A 24,720-nucleotide genomic window follows, 5' to 3' on the forward strand; every position below is an offset into this window, starting at 1 on the left:
TCAAAACCTAAATCTTAATACCTACAACCTATTTATGAACTTCGCTTCGTTGACTACTGCCCTTTTTAGCGGCTGCAAACCTACGATGCTTTTTTTTATCTCACAATAGTTTTTTGATATTTTTTTGATTTATTTTTTTGAAGCTTTTATACTCCTAATAAAAAATATCTATACCTGTTTATGAACGTTAGCCTAAAACATACTATGCTGTTTTTAGCGGGTGCAAACATACTACCCTTTTCCTTTTTAACAATGACTTTTTTTGCCTTTTTTTTATCTTTTTTTTTATTAAATGGTTTTCAAGGTGTTACAAATGGTGATTGTCATATATTAATGGGTATTTTACTGAAAATTGAGTGATTTTTGTACAAAGCATACACTTTATTGCTTGCTAGTTGGTGTATTTATAACTCCCTAAGACGCTAAATTTCCTTATTGGTTATTTAGACGTGAATATTGTAACGTTTAAAATTGGAAAGTTACTATATGTAAAATAACTTTACTGCTATTTGTTTGTAATTGACCTTTAATAAATTCCACCTCTTAGAGTTTGTAGAGAAATAATCAAAGTAATATACATGCGACTTCTTAGGATCAAAACTTAACTTTAACAGTTTAGACAAAGCAACTCGCTAATTATTTTATAAAAATTATACTTATATATATATTGTATGTATTTGTTTATACTACTATCTTTGCAAACTGAATTTAAATTATTTTAATGATACATATTACATTAACCGATGGTAGCGTGAAAACGTTTGAGGAAAACGTAACACCAATGGATGTTGCTAAAAGTATAAGTGAAGGATTTGCTAGAAATGTGATTTCGGCGAATTTTAATGGTACAACTGTGGAAACGGAAACATTATTGACCACAGATGGGTCGTTAATTTTATACACTTGGAATGACGCAGAAGGTAAATCGGCTTTTTGGCATTCATCTGCCCATGTGTTGGCTCAAGCTGTTGAAGAATTGTATCCTGGAGTAAAGCTTACTATTGGTCCTGCTATTGAGAATGGATTTTATTATGATGTTGATTTTGGCGATAAGCCTATTTCAGAAAAAGACTTTAAAGCGATTGAAGATAAAATGTTGGAAATTGCTAGGGGTAAACATGAATTCAAAATGCGTTCGGCAACTAAGGCGGAAGCTTTACAGCTATATATAGGTAATCCCTATAAAACAGAGCTTATAGAAAATCTTGAAGATGGCACTATTACATTTTGTGACCATTCAACGTTTACAGATTTGTGTCGTGGTGGTCACATACCTAACACTGGCATTATAAAAGCTGTAAAAGTATTGAGTGTTGCTGGTGCATATTGGAGAGGAAATGAAAATAACCCACAATTAACACGTATATATGGTATTTCGTTTCCAAAGCAGAAAGACCTTACTGAATATCTAGAGTTACTTGAAGAAGCTAAAAAACGTGACCACAGAAAACTTGGAAAAGAATTAGAACTGTTTACATTTTCGCAAAAAGTGGGTCAAGGTTTACCATTATGGCTACCAAAAGGTGCTGCTTTACGCGAACGTTTGGAGAACTTTTTAAAAGCAGCTCAAAAGAAAGCTGGTTATGAAATGGTGGTAACGCCACATATTGGACAAAAAGAACTGTATGTTACTTCTGGACATTATGCTAAATATGGTGCTGATAGTTTTCAGCCAATAAGTACTCCAAAAGAAGGTGAAGAGTTTCTTTTAAAACCAATGAACTGTCCGCACCATTGTGAAATTTACAATAACAGCCAGTGGAGTTATAAAGATTTACCAAAGCGTTATGCTGAATTTGGTACCGTATATAGATATGAGCAAAGTGGCGAATTACATGGTTTAACGCGCGTAAGAGGTTTTACTCAAGATGACGCCCACTTATTTTGTACACCAGACCAATTGGATGCTGAGTTTAAAAATGTAATAGATTTGGTACTTTATGTGTTTGGATCGTTAGGTTTTGAAAATTTTACGGCGCAGGTATCATTAAGAGATCCTGAAAACCCTGATAAATATATAGGTAGTCTTGAAAATTGGGAAAAAGCTGAAAATGCTATTTTGAGTGCTACCATTGATAAAGGCTTAAATTATACTGTGAAAACTGGTGAAGCTGCTTTTTATGGGCCAAAACTGGATTTTATGGTGAAAGATGCATTAGGCAGACAATGGCAATTGGGAACCATTCAGGTTGATTACAACTTACCAGAGCGTTTTAACCTAACCTATAAAGGAAGTGATAATGAGCTACACAGACCGGTGATGATTCACCGAGCACCTTTTGGTAGCATGGAACGTTTTATTGCTATTTTATTAGAGCATACTGCTGGTAATTTCCCACTTTGGTTAATGCCAACGCAAGCTATTATACTGTCAATTAGCGAGAAATATGAAAAATACGCTGAAAAAGTTTTAAATTTGCTAGAAAATGACGAAATTCGCGCCCTTGTTGACCATAGGAATGAAACTATAGGTAAGAAAATAAGGGAAGCAGAGATGCAAAAACACCCGTATATGATTATTATTGGTGAGCAAGAAGAAAACGAAAACAAAATAACTGTGCGACAGCATGGTGGAGAAGATTTAGGAATGATTTCTATAGAAGACTTCTCAAAAATTATAAAAACAGAAATAAGCAAAACGTTAAAATCGTTTTAAAAATAAGTTTAACTTAAAAATATAACGCCATAGCAATTAGAAGAAAATCGCAACCCGCCAAAAGGGTTTCACAAGAGGACAAACACAACATAAACTCTAAGATTACTGCACAAAAGGTACGCCTTGTTGGAGACAATGTAGAAATTGGTATCTACACAAAAGGTGATGCTATGAGAATTGCAACTGAACAAGAATTAGATCTAGTTGAGATTTCTCCTAACGCGGATCCACCTGTTTGTAAGGTTATGGATTATAAAAAGTTTCTTTACGAACAAAAGAAGCGTGATAAGGTTATTAAAGCGAAAGCAACCAAAGTTATTATTAAAGAAATACGTTTTGGTCCACAAACGGATGATCATGACTATGACTTTAAAAAGAAACACGCTGAAAAATTCTTAAAAGAAGGAGCTAAATTAAAAGCCTTTGTGTTTTTTAAAGGGCGTTCAATCATTTTTAAAGAACAAGGTCAAATCTTATTATTAAGATTAGCGCAAGATCTTGAAGAATTTGGTAAAGTAGAACAAATGCCACAACTGGAAGGTAAACGTATGACTATGTTTATTGCTCCAAAAAAATAGATAAAAGAATATCTTATATAAATAAGATGCTGAAATAAATTCAGCACAACGTAATTAAGCGAAATAATTAAAACCTAGGAAAAGAAAATGCCTAAAATGAAAACAAAATCTAGTGCCAAAAAACGCTTTAAGCTAACTGGTACTGGTAAGATAAAAAGAAAGCACGCTTTTAAAAGTCACATCTTAACAAAGAAGTCTAAAAAACGTAAGCTTGCTCTAACGCATGATACCTTAGTAGATAAGGCGGATGAGAATAATGTTAAAATAATGTTACGCTTAAAGTAACAACTTTTTAACCGGTTAAAATAAATTATAAACCCTGGAGTTAGGCAATAAAAAGAGTTAAAAGTTAAAAGTTAAAAGTTAAAAGTTTCGAACAACTAATAACCTAAGACCAACAACTGAATTAACCGCCTACTACAAAAAAACAATTAAAATTATGCCAAGATCAGTAAATTCTGTAGCAAAAAGAGCCCGAAGAAAAAAGGTTCTAAAACAAGCAAAAGGCTTTTTCGGACGTCGTAAAAACGTTTGGACAGTAGCAAAAAATGCGGTTGAAAAAGCGATGCAATACTCGTACAGAGACCGTAGAGCAAAAAAGAGAACATTCCGTGCATTATGGATTGCCCGTATTAATGCAGGTGCCAGAGAACATGGATTATCTTATTCTCAATTTATGGGAAAATTAAAAGCTAATGATATTGAACTAAACCGTAAGGTTTTAGCAGATTTAGCTATGAATAACCCTGAGGCTTTTAAAGCCGTAATAGAGAAAGTAAAATAAGGCGTTTTCGCCTATTGTAAAACATATTATATTCGCTTAATATATAGAAAATCCGATTCGTTTTGAATCGGATTTTTTTATTTTATACTCCAAAAGCTGTTATTACTAGTTGCCTAGAGCCTCCATAATCTCTATGTTCACACAAATAAATACCTTGCCATATTCCTAAATTTAATTTTCCGTTGGTTATAGGTATTTGTATTGAAGCACCTAGTAAAGACGCTTTAATATGTGCAGGCATATCATCAGCTCCTTCAAAAGTATGTTTATAGTAAGATGCATTTTCTGGAACCATAACATTAAAATGACTCTCAAAATCCTTTCTTACCGTATAATCGGCATTTTCATTAATGGTTAAACTTGCCGATGTATGTTTTATAAACACTTGTAATTGCCCTATTTTAATTTGATTAATCTCTGGTATTGCCTGTACAACTTCATTTGTAATTAAATGAAATCCTCTGGGTTTTGATGCTAATTGTATTTGGTTTTGAAAAAACTTCATAGATATATTTAAAACTTTTCATCTTGATTTGATATACTAATTTACATTAAAACTTTGAAGTTGAAACCTAATTACATTATGGAATTTTTATAAAATAAAACAGCCACATTATTTCTAATATGGCTGCTCAATTTTAATCAGATTAAATCTTTAGTTTTTTACTAATTTTTTAGTAATTCTACCTTGATCAGATTTTATATTTATTAAATATATTCCTGACTGAAGTTTAGATGTATCTAACATATTTTTACTACCTACTAATTTCTTTTCAGTAATCTGTCTTCCGTTAATATCTAAAACCTGTACTGAAACATTAGTTAATGCTTTTACTTCTATATATAAGTTATCATTAACTGGATTAGGATATAATTTTATATCATTTTCAATTCGTGTTTTACTAACTGATAAAGTACCGCAAGTAGTTCCAAATGTCCAATCGAAATACTCCATATTAGAATACGTACCATTTAAATTATTTCCGGAATTATCTATAAACGTAGTGCTTAATGGAGCTTCTTCAAAATCGTACTGAGCAATTAAACCGCTTGTACCTGAAGGAATACAAGTGTTCATGGTAGATTGAATTTCAGATTCTGTTCTTACTATATTCCATATTTTCACTAAATCTATTTCTGCTGCAGCATAATAACTTACGGCATCACTTCCTATAACAACTGGATACGTATTATTAGTTATGTTACCTAATGTAAGTGTTTCAGAAGCATCTAAAACGCCATTTATATAAATTTTAGCAGTTGTACCATCATAAGTAGCTGCAATATGGTAGGTTGTGTGCAACTCTAAATTAGTTGCCGATGTAACACCTAAATTACTATATCCATGAGGATAAAATACTACCTTTTCATCTTCAAGTTCTAATAACCAGCCATTATCAAATGATTCATCTTCCGCTTTGAATACTATTGGAGCATAAGACTCATAATCGATTAGCTTTACATAACTTTCCACAGTTATTTCATTAGTTAAATCAAATAAAGCATTATGATCTATTGTTAATGTTTCTTCATAATCATTTATTCTAATAGCATGAGGGCTATTGGTTGCATCGTAAACCGCAATTTTAAACATGGCGTTTGATGGAACTTCACCATATTCCCATGCACGTATATATAGTACTTCATTTGGTGTAAGACCAGAAAGTTCTAATTTAGAAAAACCATTATCACCTCCATAATCTGCACAATCTACGTAGGTTAAATTATTACAATCACCTGTATAAACTTCAATAACAGTATCCCAATCGTCATTGGTATTTAATCCAAAGGTTTCAACAGTTAAATATCCTGAAGCTGGTATAACAGTGGTGTACCAAACATCTGCCACATCACTTCCATCACAATCTGGTGTTGGAGCAGAATAAGAGTATGTTGCTCCTTCTAAATTAACAGTTTCGGCATTTGATGTACGTGTAGTACCTACGGTTAAAGCAATTCCTCCAGTACATTCATCATTAGCTGGTGGTATCAATTCATAAACAGAAATTTGGAAAATTGCCTCAGAAAATGATTCATTGTATGCTTGATTACTTGTTGTTTTTTTGGTAGTATTACCTGATTTAACTACTACAGGAAAACCACCTTCTCCTTCTCCGCCGCCAAAATTTTGGCTATATTCCCAAACACGTATAGAAATAGTTTCACCTGGTGTAAGATCTGAAAGTTCTAATTTAGAAAAACCATTATCTCCTCCACCATCTGCGCAATCTAAATACGTTAAATTATTACAATCACCAATATACAATTCTATAACAGAATCCAAATAATCTTCAGTGTTAAAACCAAAAGTTTCAACAGTTAAATTTCCTGAAGCTGGTACTACGGCTGTATACCAAGTATCTCCTCCATTATAACCGCTACAATTTGGAGATGGTGCTGAAGAAGAATCGGTTGCACCACCTAGATTTACTGTTACAGCATTTGAAGCTCTATTAGTGCCTACTGTTAACATAGTTCCTCCTAAGCATTCATCATTAGCTGGTGGTAACAATTCGTAAGCAGAAATTTGAAAAGTTGCATTTGAATAGGATGTGTAATTTTCAAACACTCTTATGTAAATAGTTTCACTTGGAGTTAAACCAGAGAGTTGTAATTTAGAAAAATCTGAGTTACTATCGTCGTTATTACAATCAATATATTGTAAATTATTACAATCACCATTATAAACTTCAAGAACAGTGTTCCAATCATCATTAGGATTTGTTCCAAACGTTTTTACAACTAAATTTCCAGAAGCTGGAACTATTGTTGTGTACCATACATCACCACCTTCATAACCTCCACAATCTGGTTCTGGTGCTGTAGAAGAATTTGTTGCTCCGCCTAAATTAACAGTTACTGCGTTAGAGGTTTGAGTAGTACCAACCGTTAAAGCAACTCCTCCTGAACAATCATCATTAGCAGGAGGTGGTGGTGTTACAAAAACTTCAATTGAAGCTCTATTTATACTTTCACAACCATTATTGTTTGTACTAGCAACCCAATAAACGGTAGATCCTAATGCACTTGTGCTTGGTGTTGGAGCTGTTGTACTTCCAACGCCTCCAGTCATAGATGTATACCACAACAGTCCTGTACCATCAGAAATTGCTGTAAGTGGTGAAGCTGATGCATTAATTTGATAAGCAATAGGTGAAGTTACTTGAGGTGCATCAAATATATCAATTTGTACTTCGGTTTTTTCACTTTCGCAACCATTAGCATTAACTACTGCATAGTATAATGTACCATTATATAAAGTTGTATTTTCGTCTAATGTTGCACTAGAAAAAGGACTGTAATACCATTTAACAGTTTCACTTGGTACAGGTGTTAAATCTGCTCCTGTTAATAAACACTCTATTTGAGCTTGAGCTACTGGAGCAGCTGGAATTGTAACGCCACTAGTAAGTATTGAATTAGAACGGAAATTAGATGTTAATCCATTTAATGCGAAATTTGTAAAAGTTCCGTTATAATTATTAGTAGAATTATCATTTAATGCAAGAATATCATTATTATTTAAACCATCATTTCCAGTATTAAATTTATAATAAGCCATTAATCCTGTTTCATTTCCATTCAATTCACAACTAAAGGCACCTTGAATTTGAGAATTAGTGCGAGCAATATTCCAAATACGAACATCATCTAAACTTCCATTAAATAATCTATTGGTATCTTCAAGATTTTCTCCTAATGCTACACTTATAAAGTTACTTGGTAAGGAAAGACCTCCATAATACGGATTTTTCTCTAAAACTCCATCTAAAAATAATTTAAAATCTGAATTATTGAAAACAACAGCACAATGATGCCAATCATTATCTTCTATTGTACTTGTTGAAACAACACCTGCCCAACTAACTTGAAATATAATTTTCCCCGAAGGAACTATACTAACATTCCATGCGTTTCCTTTTGATAAAAAAGTTTGATTAGTTGATATATTAGTATAGTCTGCTAATTTAAACCAGAATTCTAATGTAAAAGCATTGCTACTAAAGTTAAAATCATTTTGATTCGGTAAAACAACATAATCATCTATACCATCAAAACTAAGATTCGATGCAGCAACAGGTGTTACAGTTGGAGTTACATAGGTTTTAAATCTAAAATCTACATTTTCTAACGCAGCTGTAGAAAACGAACCCCCATTAGAACTTAAATAAGCTTCTCCATTTGCATAAGAATTACTAGAAGTATATACCCAAGAAAGTAAGCTAGAAGCATTACTTAAAACAATAGTGTACATTGAACCTTGTGTAATTGTAATATTTAGCGACGATACATCAACAGTATATTCTCCAAAAGAAGAACTTACAAATGTTAATGGCAATGTACCTAATAAAGTACCTGAATTACCACTACCTTCATAAATTGAAAAGTCGAGCGTTGTACCTGCTGATAAGATATTTAAATCTAATTTAATTTGATTTAAAGTACCAGCTACATCGGCGGTATAACTTTGACCAAGAATTCCTTGATTACTTGATTGCTCGATTGCTAAATTTGTTCCTGTTGATGTTACCCAATTAGACTGGTCTAATACCTGTGCATTGGATAAGAAACAAATTGAGAAAACTAATAATAAAAAGTAAAGTTTTTGTTTCATGATTTGGGTTTAAAAATTACAGAAACAAAACTATGTATATAAAAACTTTATAATATATCCCGATAAGACATAAAACATCCTTAAAAGACATATTTTATCGATTATAAGCAAAATAAATCGATATAAAGACTAAAATTTACTTTTAAAATAATACTATTCTTTCTTTTTTATTTTGGATGGTAACTGGTTATTATACTTTTTAAAAGCCGATGAAAACTTACTTACATTCTCATAATCAAACCGTTGAGACAACTCTTTAATTGTTAAATTATTTTCTTGTAATAGCTTAAAAGCTAATTTCATCTGTTTTTGTTGATAATATTTAAAGATTGATGAATTAAAAACTAATTTAAAATCATGTTTTAACTTAGTTGGAGAGATATTGAATTTTTTTGATAAATAATCGATACCACAAAACTTTAAATACAAATTACTTAGTAAAAACTGTTCTACTTTTTCAACCTTTAAAATATCTTCTTTGTTAAGTTTATAAAACTCTGTGCTGTCTTTTTCTTTGTCTTTATCTGAAACTAAATTGAAAAAAAGTTTAAAAAACTGATAGGATAACCGTTTTAATTCAAATAAATCCAGAATATCAACAGATTCAAAAACAGCAATAAACTCGTTTAAATTACTTACAAATTCTTCTTGTTTAAAATGATAATTAAGGTATTCTATGTTATCATTTAAAAATAGTTCCTTTACTTCATTATTAACCAACCCAGAATTAATGATATTTTTTTTAACCCAAGCCTCTTCTACTAAAAAAAGAACAATGTTTTCTTTAGAACCTTTAAAATGCGAAAACAAAAATTCCTTTTGTGGTTTTACAAGTGTGATGGAATAATTTTGAATTTTATATTCTTGAAATTCATAAAAGTTTGTTTGGTACTCGTTTTCTATTTTATTAAACGTTAAATAGTAAAAGGTTGCAGGCGAATGCTTATCATAAAATGGCTTATAAACAATATTATTTTTGTAGTAAAAATTGTTGTACATAATCCACAAACCTTCTTCTAACTCTGCATATCTTATGGTAGTTTCGAAAAATGGTGTGTTTGAATGAAATGTTTGAGTACTTATATTGTGTGTTACAAATGGCATTTTTGAACAACTCTCAATAATTATTTGAGGAGAATTAGAAAGATATGATATTTGAAAAAAACCGTCTTTATATGTAAAAAAACTTTGTTTAACTAAATTAAACCAGTTATTAATTCTTTTTGTTACCGTCACTTATTACTATTTTATGTTTTTTGCTTCTTCTTTCTTGCTGCTGGGAATAAAATATTATTCAAAATTAATCGATATCCTGGAGAAGTAGGATGTAAATCGAGTTCGGTTTTTGAATCTCCTACTCTATGTTGATAATCTTCAGGATCGTGACCGCCATAAAATGTAAAAAACCCTTTTCCTTTAATACCATGAATGTATTTAGCTTCTCCATTAGATTTGGTTTCACCCAAAACTAACACACTTGATTTAATTTCGTCTCTAGTAAACGATGTTGTTTGTCCCATAAACCCTTTTACTAAAGCTGTGTGGTTTTGGCATAACATAGTTGGTATTGGATCCCATTTTGCTGAAAAATCCATTAAAGAAAAATAATCGGAAGTTTTAGAAACCATACGTTTTTGAGTCATATCAATTGAAGAAAACTCATAAATCATGGGGTTTCGTTCTAATATATAATTGGTAAACGCAAAGGTTTTATTATAATCAATTTTATTTTGATAACCAGAATCGCTACCATCGCCATCAAACATGGGTTCGCAAATATCTATACCTTCGGCTGATAAAGCAATATCAAAACTATCAGTTGCGCTACACATAGCAAACATAAAACCACCTCCTATAACATAATCTCTAATTTTTAAAGCAACTGCTAACTTTTCATCTGAAACTTTATTATAACCAAGTTTAATAGCTAAAGCTTCAGCTTCTTTTTTTTCTTCAATATACCAAGATGCTGCTCGGTAAGCGCCATAAAATTTACCATATTGTCCTGTAAAATCTTCATGGTGTAAGTGTAACCAGTCGAATGCTAAAAGTCCATCATTTAAAACTTCTTCATCATAAACGGTTTCATAAGGAATTTCTGCGTATTGCAAAACCATTGTTACGGCATCATCCCAAGGCAACTTACCTTTTGGGGTATATACTGCTATTTTAGGTGCTTTTTCTAAAATAACAGCTTCCATATTTTGGCTAGGGCTACTTATATCTTCCAAAATACTTTCAGTTTTAGCATCTGAAAGTACTTCAAATGAAATACCTCTTATTTGGCATTCTCGTTGAATTTCTTGGGTATCTGGTAATAGAAAAGAACCACCACGATAGTTTAATAACCATTTTACTTTAAGCTCTTTGCTAAGCGTCCAATAGGTTAAACCGTAAGCTTTTAAGTGGTTTTTTTGGCTATCAGCATCCATAGGAATAAGAATGTAGGATGCGAAAGCACTATAATTAATAATGAAAAATGAAAAAATAATAATGAGTTTTCTCGTATTCAATGAAAATGCGTATTTCAAATTAGACAAGAAAGATACTTAATTTTTTCTCCTTTCCGAATTGGTTTAACAGAAGATTAGATTTAAAACGGTACATCATTATCATCGTCGTCATTAAACGAACTACCAAATGCTTGGTCTGGACTTGCTTTAAAGGCATCTGTTTTAAACGTATCATCATTGGCTGCTGCATTCATTTTAGAATGAAACTCAAAAGGTGAATCAAAATCATCTAAATTATCAAACTTACCTAAATGCCCAATAAATTTCAATCGAATGTTTTCTAAACCACCATTACGGTGTTTTGCTACAATAAACTCGCCTTGACCTTCAGTTGGTGAACGCTCTTCATCATCCCATTCGTCAATTTTATAGTATTCTGGTCTGTAAATAAAGCTCACAATATCCGCATCTTGTTCAATAGCACCAGATTCACGTAAATCTGAAAGCAATGGGCGTTTACTACCACCACGCGTTTCAACAGCACGTGATAATTGTGAAAGTGCTATAACAGGAACATTTAACTCTTTTGCTAAGGCTTTAAGGTTTCTAGAAATCATAGAAATTTCCTGTTCACGGTTACCTCCATGGTTACTACCACCCGTCATTAATTGTAAATAATCAATCATGATAAGTTTAATACCATGTTGTGATGAAAGTCGGCGCGCTTTTGCACGTAAATCGAAAATAGAAAGCGATGGTGTATCATCAATAAAAAGTGGCGCTTTTTCTAAACCTTTAACTTTTACATTAAGTTGTTCCCACTCGTGTTTTTCAAGTTTCCCTGTTCTTAATTTTTCTGAAGACAAACCTGTTTCACTTGAAATTAAACGGGTAATTAGCTGTACGGAAGCCATCTCCAAAGAGAAAAAAGCTACTGGTATATTTTGGTCAACCGCAATATTTCTTGCCATAGACAAGGTTAATGCCGTTTTACCCATACCAGGACGTGCTGCTATGATAATTAAATCGGATGGTTGCCAACCTGATGTTAATTTATCTAATTTAGTAAAACCAGTAGGAATACCACTTAAACCTTCTTTATTAGAAATTTCTTCAATTTTCTTTTTTGCTTGAATTACTAAATCTTGAGCAGTTTCACTCGATTTTTTAATATTCCCTTGGGTAACTTCGTATAGTTTTGATTCAGCAGCGTCTAATAAATCAAAAACATCCTTTGTTTCATCATAAGAATCTTCAATTATTTCACTTGAAATTTTTATTAAACTACGTTGAATAAACTTCTGCAAAATAATACGTGCATGAAACTCGATATGCGCTGATGATGATACTTTTTGCGTTAATGAAATTAGATAAAAACTACCTCCAGCAAATTCTAATTTAGCATTCTTTTTTAATTGGGAAGAAACCGTTAATAAGTCAATTGGTTCACTATTTTCAAACAACTGAAATATAGCTTGGAATATGTGTTGATGTGCTTCTTTATAAAAAGCATCAGGACTTAAAATATCAATAACTTCATCAACTCCTTTTTTATCAATCATCATAGCACCCAACACAACCTCTTCTAAATCAAGGGCTTGAGGTGGTATTTTTCCTTTTTCAAGACTGATTAAGGTGCTTTTATCTACTTTATATCCTTTAATTTGGTCGGGTTGCTTCATAACTGCGAAAGTAACTAAAAAGTAATTGTTTTTAATTAAAAATTAAGGTGTGATTGTTAACTAGTCGTTAACATTTTAACTGTTAATAACTTACAAATATTGTGAATAACGCAAAAAAAACTGAAACTTTAGGTTTCAGTTTTTAGTATGTTGTATGTTATTAAAGTGTTAGCCTTTAAATACACCCATATTAGAGTATTTATCCATACGTTTTGCAACTAAATCTTTTGGTGATAAGTTTTTTAGTTCGTTGAATGATTTTTCAATAGCATTACTAACAGCTAAAAATGTTTTTTCTCTATCTCTATGAGCACCACCAAGTGGTTCTTTTATAATTTCATCAACAAGCTTTTGTTTTTTCATATCAATAGCTGTTAATTTTAAAGCTTCAGCAGCTTGTTCTTTAAATTCCCAACTACGCCATAAAATAGATGAACACGATTCTGGTGAAATTACAGAATACCAAGTGTTTTCAAGCATTAAAACTACATCGCCTACTCCAATACCTAATGCGCCACCAGAAGCACCTTCACCTACAATAATAGTAATAATTGGCACTTTTAATCTGGTCATTTCTAAAATATTTCTTGCTATAGCTTCACCTTGTCCGCGCTCTTCGGCTTCTAAACCAGGATAAGCACCAGGAGTATCAATAAGTGTTACAACTGGAATACCAAATTTTTCGGCAGATTTCATTAAGCGCAATGCCTTTCTATACCCTTCTGGGTTTGCCATACCAAAATTTCTATATTGGCGTGTTTTAGTATTGTATCCTTTTTGTTGGCCTATAAACATAAAACTTTGGTCGCCAATTTTACCTAAACCACCAATCATTGCTTTATCATCTTTAAAGCTTCGGTCGCCATGCAATTCTAAAAACGATTCGCCACAAATAGCACGAATATAATCTAACACATAAGGTCTATCAGGATGGCGAGACATTTGTACACGCTGCCATGGTGTTAAGTTTTTATATATTTCTTTTTGAGTATCTGCTAATTTTTTCTCAATATTAGTACACGTTTCAGTTACATCTACTTCACTTTCTTCACCAATTACTTTACATTTCTGCAATTGGTCTTCTAATTCTTTTATTGGGAGTTCAAATTCTAAGTATTCCATGAGAATTTTGTTTTGGCTATTAATCTTAAGTTAGTGTACAAACCTACATATTTTTTCATTTTAAATTAAGAAAAATCTAAAAATGTTGGTTCCGTTTAATTGAATACAAAAATAAGCATTCTTAAATAAATTGTAAAAACTTTGTTTTTAATATAACATTAGGTAAACCTTCGTTTTAACAATCGTATATTTTTAAGGATTGCATTTAACAATACCGTGGTGATTATGATTATAGCACCATAATAAAAAGATGTACTCATTGATTCTTTCTCAGGAAATAGTAAAACAGCTAAAATAATACCATAAATAGGTTCCATATTATAACTTAAAACTACTGTGTACGGACTAATGACTTTCATAACATGTACTGCTGCAATAAAAGCGTAGGCTGTACAAATAGATGCTAAAATGAATAAATAACTAAAATCTGGCGTGCTTAAACTAAAAAACGCTGTTGAAAAACCACCGCCAAAAACTAAAATATAAATTGAAATGAAGAAAACACCACTTAAAAATTCATAAAAAGAAATAACTGTTGCTGAATGTTTTTTTAAAAAATTACCATTTAGCACAGCAAAAAGTGAAGAAAAAAATGCTGATGCGATGCCTAATATAATACCAGTAATATATTTTATTTCGCTTTTTGTAATAATAAAAACACCAATTATAACAATAACTCCAAACAAAATTTCATACCAAATAATACGGCGTTTATAAATTATAGGTTCTATTAAAGAAGCAAAAAAAGCTCCACAAGAAAAAACAGAAAGTGTTATTGATACGTTTGAAACATCTATAGCACCAAAAAAAGTAATCCAATGTAGCGCTATAATGATGCCACCTATAGATAACCTAACTAGTTCCTTTGGACTAATTTTTATATCAATTTTAGCTATTTTAATATAAATAAGCACTAAAATAGAAGCCATTAGCATACGAAACCAAACTAATGGAATAGCCGTAATAGTTATTATTTCGCCTAAAATAGCGGTGAAACCAGCTATAAAAACTAAGAAATGAAGGTGAACATGATTTTTTATTTTAACGCTTAGCATTTTGTAGAAGATAAATGGCTAAAATTCCAAAAATAACGTTTGGAAACCAAACAGCTACTAAGGGAGAAAAATCGGATTGTTCGGCCATTACACCGAAAATTTTATCGAAAAAAACAAAAACCATAGCTATACAAATACCAACTGCCAAATTTACCCCCATACCACCACGACGCTTTATGGATGATACAGCCACTGCTATAATAGTAAGAATAAAAACGGAAACTGGTAAACTCCATTTTCTATAAAGCACTAATTTAAAACGCCCAACATTTGAAGAACCTCTGGCTTCTTCTTTAGCTATAAATCGTTTTAAATCGCCATACATTTTTGTTTCAGCGGCGTAAATAACTGGTATTAAATCATCTACATCAAAAGCAAAAAGTGTGTCTTTGGTTGGTTCAATTTCTAGTTCATCTTCATTTACTCCTACTTTGCGTTTTACGTAATTAACTAATCTGTAGGTAGTATCTTCTTCAACATATTTTATATTGCTTGACGTTATTTTATACTTAAGTTTATTTTTTTCAAAATGTTCTAAAGTAAAATTACTTCCGTTTTTATTAGCTACATCAAAACTGCTTACATAAATAATATCGTTATCATTAATTTGCCTAAACACATTTTGATCGGTTTCTTCAAAAGCTGTTTTACCTTTTGTTAAGTACTTGTATCCAAAATCATTAAATCCTTCGCTGGCTTTAGGTGCTAAAAACAAGCCTAAAATTATTGATAGTATTGCTACTATTGAAGCACCTATCATATATGGACGTAAAAATCTAGAAAAAGATACACCAGAACTTAAAAATGCAATAACCTCGGTGTTATTAGCCAATTTTGAAGTAAACCAAATAACAGATAAGAATAAAAACAACGGAAATAATAAGTGTGCAAAGTAAATGGTGAAATCATAAAAATAGATGAGTACTTCTCCTAATGGTACTTCATTTTCTAAAATTCTTCCTATTTTTTCTGCAAGATGTACCGTAATACCAATAGGCACAAAAAGTAGTAACATCATAAAAAATGTAAACAAATAACGTTTTAGTATGTACCAGTCTAGTATTTTCAATTTGGTATTTCGGTTGTTAGTGAAATTAACTTTTAACTTTTAACTTTTAACTTTTAACTTATAATCTATTATCCATTTGTTTAACCATCATCTCTTTCCACTGCCTAAAATCGCCTGCTAATATATGCTTTCTAGCTTCACGAACCAACCATAAGTAAAAACCTAAATTATGAATGGTTGCTATTTGCTTTCCTAACAACTCATTAACTGTAAACAAATGTCTTAAATAGGCTTTACTATATTCGGTATCAACAAAGGTTATTCCCATCGCATCAATAGGCGAAAAATCGGCTTCCCACTTTTTGTTTTTAATATTTATAGTACCGTTGGCAGTAAAAAGCATTCCGTTTCTAGCATTTCTAGTAGGCATTACGCAATCAAACATATCAATACCTAACGCTATATTTTCTAAAATATTGATAGGTGTTCCAACACCCATTAAATAACGGGGCTTATCTTCAGGTAAAATTTCGGTAACAACCTCGGTCATTGCATACATTTCTTCTGCTGGTTCACCTACTGAAAGTCCACCAATGGCATTACCTACAGCTCCAGCATTTGCTATGTATTCTGCAGATTGCTTGCGTAAATCTTTATAAGTACTTCCTTGAACTATAGGAAAAAATGCTTGATTGTAATCGTATTTTAAGGGTGTTTTTGCTAAGTGATTAATGCATCTATCTAACCAACGATGCGTCATGTGCATAGAGCGTTTTGCATAATTATAATCGCATGGGTAAGGTGTACATTCATCAAATGCCATTATAATATCGGCGCCAATAGAACGCTGAATTTCCATAACATTTTCTGGTGTAAACGTATGGTAACTACCATCAATATGCGATTTAAACTTTACACCCTCTTCTTTAATTTTTCTATTTGCAGAAAGTGAGTACACTTGGTAACCACCAGAATCGGTTAGTATATTTCTATCCCAATTCATAAACTTATGAAGTCCACCTGCTTTTTCAATAATATTGGTTTGCGGGCGCAAATACAAATGGTACGTGTTACCTAAAATAATATCAGGGTTTATTTCGTCTTTTAATTCACGTTGATGCACACCTTTCACAGTTGCTACCGTTCCTACGGGCATAAAAATAGGGGTTTCAATAACCCCGTGATCTGTTGTTATTTTACCTGCTCGGGCGTTGCTTTGTGTGTCTTTTGCGTTTAATTCAAATTTCATCTGCTGTTCTTATTGCTTTCATAAAAGATAAAACTTTTAAAAATGTTTTACTGTACAAATAGCATTTCAAGTCCGCAAAGATAAATAACTGAAAAATGATATTGATTGTTATGAAAAGAAAATAATTTGGGTTTGGCAACGTTTTTGATACTGTAACACAAATCTAAAAAATGAACATTATGAAAAATTTTAAAAACAAGTATCTATTAATTTTATTGCTTATAACGGCAATACCTGCAACAACTTTAGCGCAATCGGCTACAGGTTTTGGTTTAAAAGGAGGCTTAAATTACAATGGTAATGGCGATTATTTTGAATCTATTGGTAATAATGCCCAACACCCCGACAGAAACGTTGGTTACCATATTGGTGTTTTTGGAAAAATTGGCAATCGTATTTATTTTAAACCCGAGCTAGTTTATACCAGTACTAAAAGTGATTATAACGATGATAGCTTTAAAATGCAGAAATTAGATGCGCCTTTACTTGTTGGCTTAAAAGTTTTAGGTCCTATTAGCGTATTTGGTGGTCCTTCAATTCAATATATTTTAGATACTGAATTTGATGGTATTTCTATTAATGATGTTGAAGATGAATTTTCAGTAGGACTGAATTTTGGGATTGGACTTAACTTTAATAAAGTTGGTATTGATTTAAGATATGAACGTGGTTTTAGTGATAATGAAGCTACTTTTATAAATAATAATGGTATTGGAACTAGTAGATTAGATACCAGACCCGAGCAATTAATTTTAAGTTTGTCTTTAATTTTATAAAGTAAACTTTCTGTTTTTTCTAAAATAAAAAACCATCAAAAAAGTATTTTGATGGTTTTTTTATGTTCAATTCTTAACTAGCTAAATTTAAGAAGCATTTTGTCTTTTAATCAAGTTTAACGCAGAACCCGCATTATACCAATCTATTTGAGGTTGATTGTATGTGTGGTTTAATTTGATTAGGTCTTTACTACCATCTGCATGAACCGCTTCAAGGGTTAATTGCTTTCCTGGAGCGAATTCATTTAAATCCAAAAAGTTGAATGTATCATCTTCTTGAATTAAATCGTAATCGGCTTCATTAGCAAACGTTAACCCTAACATACCTTGCTTTTTAAGGTTTGTTTCATGAATACGGGCAAAAGATTTTACAATAACAGCTGCAACACCTAAAAAGCGAGGTTCCATAGCTGCATGTTCACGTGAAGAACCTTCACCATAATTATGATCGCCAACAACAATGGTTTTAATGCCTTTAGCTTTGTATTGACGTTGTACATCTGGCACGCCACCATATTCACCCGTTAATTGATTTTTAACAAAATTTGTTTTTTGGTTATAAGCATTTACAGCACCAATTAAACAGTTGTTTGAAATATTATCTAAATGCCCACGGAAACGCAACCAAGGTCCAGCCATACTAATATGGTCGGTTGTACATTTACCGAATGCTTTTATTAATAATTTAGCGTCTTTTATAGTGTTTCCTATAGGTTCGAAAGGCTCTAATAATTGTAAACGCTCTGAAGTTGGAGACACATTTACTTGAACATGACTACCATCTTCTTCGGGAGCCAAATAGCCATTATCTTTAACTTCAAAACCTTTTGGAGGTAATTCCCATCCTGTTGGCTCTTCGAACATGACTTCTTCACCATTTTCACTGATAAGTTTATCCGTCATAGGGTTAAAATCCAAACGCCCTGCAATGGCAATAGCCGCTGTTATTTCTGGTGAAGCCACAAAAGCGTGTGTATTTGGGTTTCCATCAGCACGCTTCGCAAAGTTTCTATTGAATGAATGCACGATGCTGTTTTTTGGAGCATTTTTTGGATCACTATATCTAGCCCATTGCCCAATACAAGGACCACAGGCATTGGTGAAAATTTTTGCGTGTAATTTTTCAAATACTTGAAGAATACCATCTCTTTCAGCAGTATATCTTACTTGTTCAGAACCTGGATTAATACCCAGTTCAGATTTCATTTTAATGCCCTTATCTAAAGCTTGTTGTGCAATAGATGCGGCACGCGATAAATCTTCATACGATGAATTGGTACAAGATCCAATCAATCCCCATTCTACGGCAATTGGCCAATCGTTAGCAGTTGCTTTCTCCTTCATTTCTTTACCAACATTCGTTGATAAATCTGGAGTAAACGGACCGTTTAATAAAGGCCCTAGTTCTGATAAGTTGATTTCAATAACCTGATCGAAATATTTCTCTGGTGAAGCATAAACTTCGGGATCGGCAGTTAAATATTCTTTAACTTTATTGGCTGCATCGGCAACATCTGCTCTATCAGTAGAACGTAAATAGCGCTCCATCGATTCATCATAACCAAAAGTAGATGTTGTAGCACCTATTTCTGCACCCATATTACAAATAGTTCCTTTACCGGTACAGGACATGGCTGTTGCTCCAGGTCCAAAATACTCTACAATGGCTCCGGTACCACCTTTAACGGTTAAAATTTCGGCTACTTTTAAAATAACATCTTTTGGTGCTGTCCAACCCGATAATTTACCAGTTAACTTCACCCCTATTAATTTTGGAAACTTCAATTCCCAAGCCATACCTGCCATTACATCAACCGCATCTGCTCCACCAACACCAATAGCAACCATACCTAAACCGCCTGCATTTACAGTATGCGAATCGGTACCAATCATCATACCACCTGGGAATGCATAATTTTCCAAAACTACTTGGTGGATAATACCAGCACCTGGTTTCCAGAAACCAATTCCATATTTATTTGAAACCGACTCTAAGAAATTAAACACCTCACTACTTACACTGTTAGCATGTTTTAAATCGACTGCTGCACCATCTTTTGCTTGTATTAAGTGATCGCAATGTACTGTAGTAGGAACAGCAACTTTGCTTTTTCCAGCTTGCATAAACTGTAATAAGGCCATTTGCGCTGTTGCGTCTTGACATGCAATTCTATCAGGAGCAAAATCTACATAATCTTTCCCTCTTTCAAAAGCTGTTGTTGCATTTCCATCCCAAAGGTGATTGTATAATATTTTTTCAGAAAGGGTTAATGGTTTTCCAACCACTTCTCTAGCAATGTCTACGCGTTCTTTCATTCTAGCGTAAACCCCTTTTATCATATCAATGTCAAATGCCATAAATTCTATTTTTTTCTAATTTAATCAACACAAGATACGAAATATAGGACGTCTTAAAAAATTGATTTCTAGTTTTAATAATTTTTAACAATGATAGTATGTAAATCGTCCAATCATTACTCAATAGAAAAGAAACCATACACAGCTAAATAAAAAGCCCGAGCATAAAACTCGGGCTTTAAATTATGTTGTTGTAATTTATAATTACATCACTAACAATTTACTTGAAGGTTTAAACTTTGTTAAGTTAATACCATCTACCGCAGCTTCATACTCCGATAAATTTGGAGTTCTACCCAAAATTGTAGAAAGCACTACTACTGGTGTAGAAGAAAGTAATGATTCTCCTTTTTTATCACCCGAGTCTTTAACAACTCTTCCTTGGAATAAGCGTGTGGATGTCGCCATTACAGTATCACCTGGTTCTGCTTTTTCTTGGTTACCCATACATAAGTTACAACCTGGACGCTCTAAATACAACATGTTTTCATACTTAGTACGTGCTGCTGCTTTAGGATCATTATCATCAAATTCGAAACCAGAGTATTTTTGCAATACTTCCCAATCGCCTTCAGCTTTCAATTCATCAACAATATTATATGTTGGAGGCGCAACAACAAGTGGTGCTTTAAACTCAACCTTTCCTTGTTGTGACTCAATATTTTTAAGCATTTGAGCTAATATTTTCATATCACCTTTATGAACCATACAAGATCCTACAAATCCTAAATCTACTTTTTTATTTCCTCCATAATAAGAAAGTGGTCTGATTGTATCGTGCGTATAACGCTTAGAAACATCCTCATTATAAACATCTGGATCTGCAATCATTGGCTCTACGATAGCATCTAAATCTACCACTACCTCTGCAAAATACTTAGCGTTTGTATCAGGTGTTAAAGCGGGTTTTTCACCAGATCTAATTTCTGCAATTCGTTTATTGGCTTTATCGATTAATCCTTGAAGTACTTGCTTTTCATTATCCATACCCTTCACTATCATGATTTGGATTCTAGATTTAGCAATTTCTAAAGATTCGATTAAAGTTTCATCTTCTGAGATACAAACGGAAGCTTTTGCTTTCATTTCAGCAGTCCAATCTGTAAATGTAAAAGCTTGATCTGCAGTTAATGTTCCAATATGAACCTCAATAACGCGTCCTTGGAATACATTTTCACCACCAAACTGCTTTAACATTTGTTGTTGTGTTGCATGAACCACATCACGGAAGTCCATATAACTCTTCATATTACCCTTAAAAGTCACTTTTACAGATTGCGGAATTGGCATAGTTGCCTCTCCTGTTGCTAACGCTAAAGCAACGGTACCAGAATCTGCTCCAAAAGCAACACCTTTTGACATACGCGTATGAGAATCGCCACCAATAATAATTGCCCAATCATCAATGGTGATATCGTTAAGAACTTTATGGATTACATCCGTCATGGAATGATAAACGCCTTTAGGATCACGAGCCGTAATTAAACCAAAGTCATTCATAAACTTCATTAGCTTTGGAATGTTAGCTTTAGATTTACTATCCCAAACTGAAGCCGTATGACATCCTGATTGGTAAGCACCATCAACAATTGGCGAAATAACCTTAGCTGCCATAGATTCAAGCTCTTGAGCGGTCATTAAACCTGTGGTATCTTGCGATCCAACAATGTTTACCTCTACACGAACATCTGAACCAGCGTGTAATACTTTACCTGGTGTATTACCAACAGCGTTTTTATTGAATATTTTTTCAACAGCCGTAAGACCTTGACCTTCAATAGAAATCTCCTTTGATGGCGCATACACTTGAGGAATATCAATTCCTAAGGTTTTAGCTGCAAATGTTTGTAGTTTTTTACCAAATACAATAGCATAAGAACCTCCTGCTTTGATAAACTCCACTTTTTGTGGTGTTAATGAAGCCGAAATATCCATTAACTCTTGGTTACCCTTGTATAACTTTTTCTCTTTTGTGTTTATTGTTAAAACTGTACCTGTTTCAACTGAATATTTTTGCTCTAATACTGGTTCTCCATCGGCATCCATTACTGTATTTCCATCAGCATCTTTTTGCTTCACCCAGTTTTGCAAGTCAATTCCAATACCTCCTGTTACACCAACAGTAGTTAAGAAAATTGGAGAAATACCGTTAGTACCTGCAATAATTGGAGCTATATTGATAAATGGAACGTAAGGACTTGCTTGAACACCTGTCCATAAAGCCACATTGTTTACACCCGACATTCTTGAAGAACCAACTCCCATGGTTCCTTTTTCAGCAATTAGCATTACACGTTTGTCTGTATGCTGTTCTTTTAATTTTAAAAGATTCTTTTGCATCTCTTTATTGTGTTCAAAGATACACTGACCATGCAACTCACGATCGGATCTTGAATGCGCATCACCACCTGGTGATAATAAATCGGTAGAAATATCACCAATACCAGCAATAAAAGTAACAATCTCTATTTCTTCTTCAATCTCTGGAAGTTTAGTAAAAAACTCCGCTTTCGCATAACTCTCAAGAATATCTTTTGCTATCTCACTACCATTTTTATATGCATCTTTTAAACGATACATGTCTGCCTCATAAAGGTAAACTTGTGATTTTAAAACTTCGGCTGCTGCTTTTGCTTTCGAAGCATCATTATCTAAAGCAATATCTAGTAATACTTCAATAGAAGGACCTCCTTTCATGTGCGATAGTAATTCTAAAGCAAATGCAGGAGAAATTTCTTTAACTACAGATTCTCCAAGAATGATCTCTTTTAAAAATTCAGCTTTCACTCCAGCAGCACTGGTTGTTCCAGGTACTACGTTGTAAATGAAAAAGTTAAGAGAATCTTCTCTATACTTGTTATCTAAATCTTTAATTTGCTCAATAATTGCGCTTAACAATTCGGCACCATCAATTGGCTTTGGATTTAGCCCCTGATCTTTTCTTTCTTCGATCTCCTTGATGTAATCTTCATAAATGTTCATAGGAAAAATATTTTCAATGTTAAATTCAATTAAATCAAAATGATTTTCATGAATTGTGATAATAGCACTTGCGCTGAAGCATGCTGAATTAATTTTTAATTTTTTAAGTTCGGCAAATTACAAAATTAATTTCTAGAAGTAAAAACAAACGTAGTAATACAATGGCTTAAAACTGCAATTTATTATTGTCACATTTTAAATTAATCTAATTATATTTTTTTCAATGTTTTCAGATTATTAATGATGATTTAATAACAATTAATTAATCCTTTCGTTGCATGAAGAATTTATTATCTCTTAGATTGGTCATTGGCTTTTCAAAATAAACGAATAGCAAGTAACTAAGCAGATATGTTAGTACGAAATACGCTAACAAAATTAAAATTTTAAAGACAAATGCTACTTGTGAAACATCGACAAAATATTGGATACTTAGCAATACTATAGAATAATTAACTAAATAGATTGCATACGATAGAATACTAATTTTAGTTATTTGAGTTTTAAGAAAAGTTCTGTTTTCTGAAGAAGTTGCCAAAGGAAAAAACAAAAGTAAGGTTATAGATATGATTGGTAAATAGAATACATTGAAAAACAGAGAAGCATTTTCTGGAGTGACACTAAAGATGAAAATAATAGCATGTAAACCAGTAAAAACTACGGAAGCCAAATAAAAAAGAGGTGTTTTATAGCGTTCCCAAACAGATTTAAGATACATAAAAACATAGGCGGCTATAAATCCGTAATAAATACTATCAACCCTATAAACAACTACTTTTCGTAATTGATTGCTCCATTCTTGCCCCGAACTTATTATGTTATTAACATGAAAATGATACCTAAACAGCGTTACACTTAAAATGATTAACAGCGTCACAAATAAATACAACCAATGTTTTGGAATCCTTTTTGAAAACGAAATTAAAACGAATAATAAAAAAGGACCAATAATATAGGCATACTCTTCAATGGACAAACTCCACGATTCTGTAAAAAAATCAGGTTGTCCTTCATAAAAATTCTGTAAAAAAACGAAGTAATAGCCAATGCCGTTAATAATTTCACCATAAAAAGCAGATACTAAGAGAATATTTAAAAGAAGAATTAAAAATAATTAGGCAAGGTTCTAAACCAACGCCGTATCCAGAAATAGACAAAATCTTTTAACGCTGTTTTTTCTTGGGCTAACTGCTTTAAGATGTTGCCACCTATTAAAAAACCACTAAGTACAAAAAACAAATCGACACCAATAGTTCCAAAAAAACGGATAATAACAAGTAACGTTGTTTCCTTATCGGGAAATAATAATATTGTGGAATGAGAAAATATAACCAAAAGTATGGCTACGGCTCGAATAACATCTAACCCAAAAATCCTATGTTTATAATCAATATCCATAGA

At 32.5% G+C, this 24,720-nt stretch carries 18 protein-coding genes; 5 read left to right on the top strand and 13 right to left on the bottom strand.

Annotated features, from left to right (window positions below; translation table 11 throughout):
* Positions 1–721: 721 nt before the first annotated feature.
* The 4 genes from thrS to rplT all read left to right on the top strand — a co-directional run bounded on the left by thrS (position 722) and on the right by rplT (position 4,018).
* A complete protein-coding gene (thrS, locus tag ACFQ1R_RS05180; RefSeq protein WP_379925057.1) occupies positions 722–2,656 on the top strand; it encodes a threonine--tRNA ligase in 1,935 nt (644 codons plus the stop codon).
* Between the two features lie 29 nt (positions 2,657–2,685).
* Entirely contained in the window at positions 2,686–3,234 is a 549-nt protein-coding gene (gene infC, locus ACFQ1R_RS05185; RefSeq protein WP_379926310.1) for a translation initiation factor IF-3, read from the top strand.
* Between the two features lie 87 nt (positions 3,235–3,321).
* The gene (gene rpmI, locus ACFQ1R_RS05190) at positions 3,322–3,519 is read left to right on the top strand and encodes a 50S ribosomal protein L35 (RefSeq protein ID WP_132219486.1); all 198 of its coding nucleotides are present in this window, start codon (positions 3,322–3,324) and stop codon (positions 3,517–3,519) included.
* Positions 3,520–3,673: 154 nt separating this feature from the next.
* A complete protein-coding gene (gene rplT, locus ACFQ1R_RS05195) occupies positions 3,674–4,018 on the top strand; it encodes a 50S ribosomal protein L20 (RefSeq protein WP_379925058.1) in 345 nt (114 codons plus the stop codon).
* 82 nt (positions 4,019–4,100) lie between these two features.
* On the opposite strand, the gene ACFQ1R_RS05200 is transcribed toward rplT, so the two are convergent.
* The 9 genes from ACFQ1R_RS05200 to tgt form a co-directional block, all read right to left on the bottom strand.
* Entirely contained in the window at positions 4,101–4,523 is a 423-nt protein-coding gene (locus ACFQ1R_RS05200) for a secondary thiamine-phosphate synthase enzyme YjbQ (protein ID WP_379925059.1), read from the bottom strand.
* A 150-nt stretch (positions 4,524–4,673) separates the two neighbouring features.
* On the bottom strand, positions 4,674–8,633 hold the full coding sequence (locus tag ACFQ1R_RS05205) for a LamG-like jellyroll fold domain-containing protein (protein WP_379925060.1): 3,960 nt from the start codon (positions 8,631–8,633) through the stop codon (positions 4,674–4,676).
* 153 nt (positions 8,634–8,786) lie between these two features.
* Positions 8,787–9,737: a helix-turn-helix domain-containing protein gene (locus tag ACFQ1R_RS05210; RefSeq protein WP_379925061.1), complete on the bottom strand. Its 951-nt coding sequence runs from the start codon at positions 9,735–9,737 to the stop codon at positions 8,787–8,789.
* 143 nt (positions 9,738–9,880) lie between these two features.
* Positions 9,881–11,065, bottom strand: a complete 1,185-nt coding sequence (locus ACFQ1R_RS05215) for an asparagine synthetase B (RefSeq protein ID WP_379926311.1) — start codon at positions 11,063–11,065, stop codon at positions 9,881–9,883.
* A gap of 161 nt (positions 11,066–11,226) precedes the next feature.
* Positions 11,227–12,768: a replicative DNA helicase gene (gene dnaB, locus ACFQ1R_RS05220; protein WP_379925062.1), complete on the bottom strand. Its 1,542-nt coding sequence runs from the start codon at positions 12,766–12,768 to the stop codon at positions 11,227–11,229.
* Between the two features lie 168 nt (positions 12,769–12,936).
* Complete coding sequence (locus ACFQ1R_RS05225; protein WP_379925063.1) at positions 12,937–13,890, bottom strand: acetyl-CoA carboxylase carboxyltransferase subunit alpha; 954 nt, start codon at positions 13,888–13,890, stop codon at positions 12,937–12,939.
* Between the two features lie 158 nt (positions 13,891–14,048).
* On the bottom strand, positions 14,049–14,945 hold the full coding sequence (locus tag ACFQ1R_RS05230) for a DMT family transporter (RefSeq protein ID WP_379925064.1): 897 nt from the start codon (positions 14,943–14,945) through the stop codon (positions 14,049–14,051).
* The gene (locus ACFQ1R_RS05235) at positions 14,932–16,014 is read right to left on the bottom strand and encodes an LptF/LptG family permease (RefSeq protein WP_379925065.1); all 1,083 of its coding nucleotides are present in this window, start codon (positions 16,012–16,014) and stop codon (positions 14,932–14,934) included. Before ACFQ1R_RS05235 ends, ACFQ1R_RS05230 begins: the two co-directional genes overlap by 14 nt.
* A 58-nt stretch (positions 16,015–16,072) precedes the next feature.
* The gene (gene tgt / locus ACFQ1R_RS05240) at positions 16,073–17,203 is read right to left on the bottom strand and encodes a tRNA guanosine(34) transglycosylase Tgt (protein WP_379925066.1); all 1,131 of its coding nucleotides are present in this window, start codon (positions 17,201–17,203) and stop codon (positions 16,073–16,075) included.
* A 179-nt stretch (positions 17,204–17,382) separates the two neighbouring features.
* Here tgt and ACFQ1R_RS05245 point away from each other — a divergent pair, with 179 nt between their 5' ends.
* On the top strand, positions 17,383–17,979 hold the full coding sequence (locus tag ACFQ1R_RS05245) for an outer membrane beta-barrel protein (RefSeq protein ID WP_379925067.1): 597 nt from the start codon (positions 17,383–17,385) through the stop codon (positions 17,977–17,979).
* Positions 17,980–18,066: 87 nt separating this feature from the next.
* Here ACFQ1R_RS05245 and ACFQ1R_RS05250 read toward each other — a convergent pair whose 3' ends face one another.
* The 4 genes from ACFQ1R_RS05250 to ACFQ1R_RS05265 form a co-directional block, all read right to left on the bottom strand.
* Positions 18,067–20,337 (bottom strand): aconitate hydratase, encoded by a 2,271-nt coding sequence (locus ACFQ1R_RS05250; protein WP_379925068.1) that lies wholly within the window; start codon positions 20,335–20,337, stop codon positions 18,067–18,069.
* A 204-nt stretch (positions 20,338–20,541) separates the two neighbouring features.
* On the bottom strand, positions 20,542–23,319 hold the full coding sequence (locus ACFQ1R_RS05255) for a bifunctional aconitate hydratase 2/2-methylisocitrate dehydratase (RefSeq protein WP_379925069.1): 2,778 nt from the start codon (positions 23,317–23,319) through the stop codon (positions 20,542–20,544).
* A gap of 262 nt (positions 23,320–23,581) precedes the next feature.
* Positions 23,582–24,424, bottom strand: a complete 843-nt coding sequence (locus tag ACFQ1R_RS05260; RefSeq protein WP_379926312.1) for an acyltransferase family protein — start codon at positions 24,422–24,424, stop codon at positions 23,582–23,584.
* Entirely contained in the window at positions 24,424–24,717 is a 294-nt protein-coding gene (locus tag ACFQ1R_RS05265; protein ID WP_379925070.1) for an acyltransferase family protein, read from the bottom strand. Before ACFQ1R_RS05265 ends, ACFQ1R_RS05260 begins: the two co-directional genes overlap by 1 nt.
* Between the last annotated feature and the right edge of the window lie 3 nt (positions 24,718–24,720).

The organism is Mariniflexile jejuense, assembly GCF_042675665.1.
Taxonomy (GTDB): Bacteria; Bacteroidota; Bacteroidia; order Flavobacteriales; family Flavobacteriaceae; genus Mariniflexile; species Mariniflexile jejuense.

What these genes read in the sequence shown, in the direction of transcription:
- ACFQ1R_RS05215 (WP_379926311.1), bottom strand. Translation starts at nt 11,065, where the DNA reads ATGGATGCTGATAGCCAAAAAAACCACTTAAAAGCTTACGGTTTAACC.
- ACFQ1R_RS05210 (WP_379925061.1), bottom strand. Translation starts at nt 9,737, where the DNA reads ATGCCATTTGTAACACACAATATAAGTACTCAAACATTTCATTCAAAC.
- ACFQ1R_RS05250 (WP_379925068.1), bottom strand. Translation starts at nt 20,337, where the DNA reads ATGGCATTTGACATTGATATGATAAAAGGGGTTTACGCTAGAATGAAA.
- ACFQ1R_RS05265 (WP_379925070.1), bottom strand. Translation starts at nt 24,717, where the DNA reads ATGGATATTGATTATAAACATAGGATTTTTGGGTTAGATGTTATTCGA.
- dnaB (WP_379925062.1), bottom strand. Translation starts at nt 12,768, where the DNA reads ATGAAGCAACCCGACCAAATTAAAGGATATAAAGTAGATAAAAGCACC.
- ACFQ1R_RS05225 (WP_379925063.1), bottom strand. Translation starts at nt 13,890, where the DNA reads ATGGAATACTTAGAATTTGAACTCCCAATAAAAGAATTAGAAGACCAA.
- ACFQ1R_RS05200 (WP_379925059.1), bottom strand. Translation starts at nt 4,523, where the DNA reads ATGAAGTTTTTTCAAAACCAAATACAATTAGCATCAAAACCCAGAGGA.
- rpmI (WP_132219486.1), top strand. Translation starts at nt 3,322, where the DNA reads ATGCCTAAAATGAAAACAAAATCTAGTGCCAAAAAACGCTTTAAGCTA.
- ACFQ1R_RS05245 (WP_379925067.1), top strand. Translation starts at nt 17,383, where the DNA reads ATGAAAAATTTTAAAAACAAGTATCTATTAATTTTATTGCTTATAACG.
- thrS (WP_379925057.1), top strand. Translation starts at nt 722, where the DNA reads ATGATACATATTACATTAACCGATGGTAGCGTGAAAACGTTTGAGGAA.
- ACFQ1R_RS05205 (WP_379925060.1), bottom strand. Translation starts at nt 8,633, where the DNA reads ATGAAACAAAAACTTTACTTTTTATTATTAGTTTTCTCAATTTGTTTC.
- rplT (WP_379925058.1), top strand. Translation starts at nt 3,674, where the DNA reads ATGCCAAGATCAGTAAATTCTGTAGCAAAAAGAGCCCGAAGAAAAAAG.
- ACFQ1R_RS05255 (WP_379925069.1), bottom strand. Translation starts at nt 23,319, where the DNA reads ATGAACATTTATGAAGATTACATCAAGGAGATCGAAGAAAGAAAAGAT.
- ACFQ1R_RS05230 (WP_379925064.1), bottom strand. Translation starts at nt 14,945, where the DNA reads ATGCTAAGCGTTAAAATAAAAAATCATGTTCACCTTCATTTCTTAGTT.
- tgt (WP_379925066.1), bottom strand. Translation starts at nt 17,203, where the DNA reads ATGAAATTTGAATTAAACGCAAAAGACACACAAAGCAACGCCCGAGCA.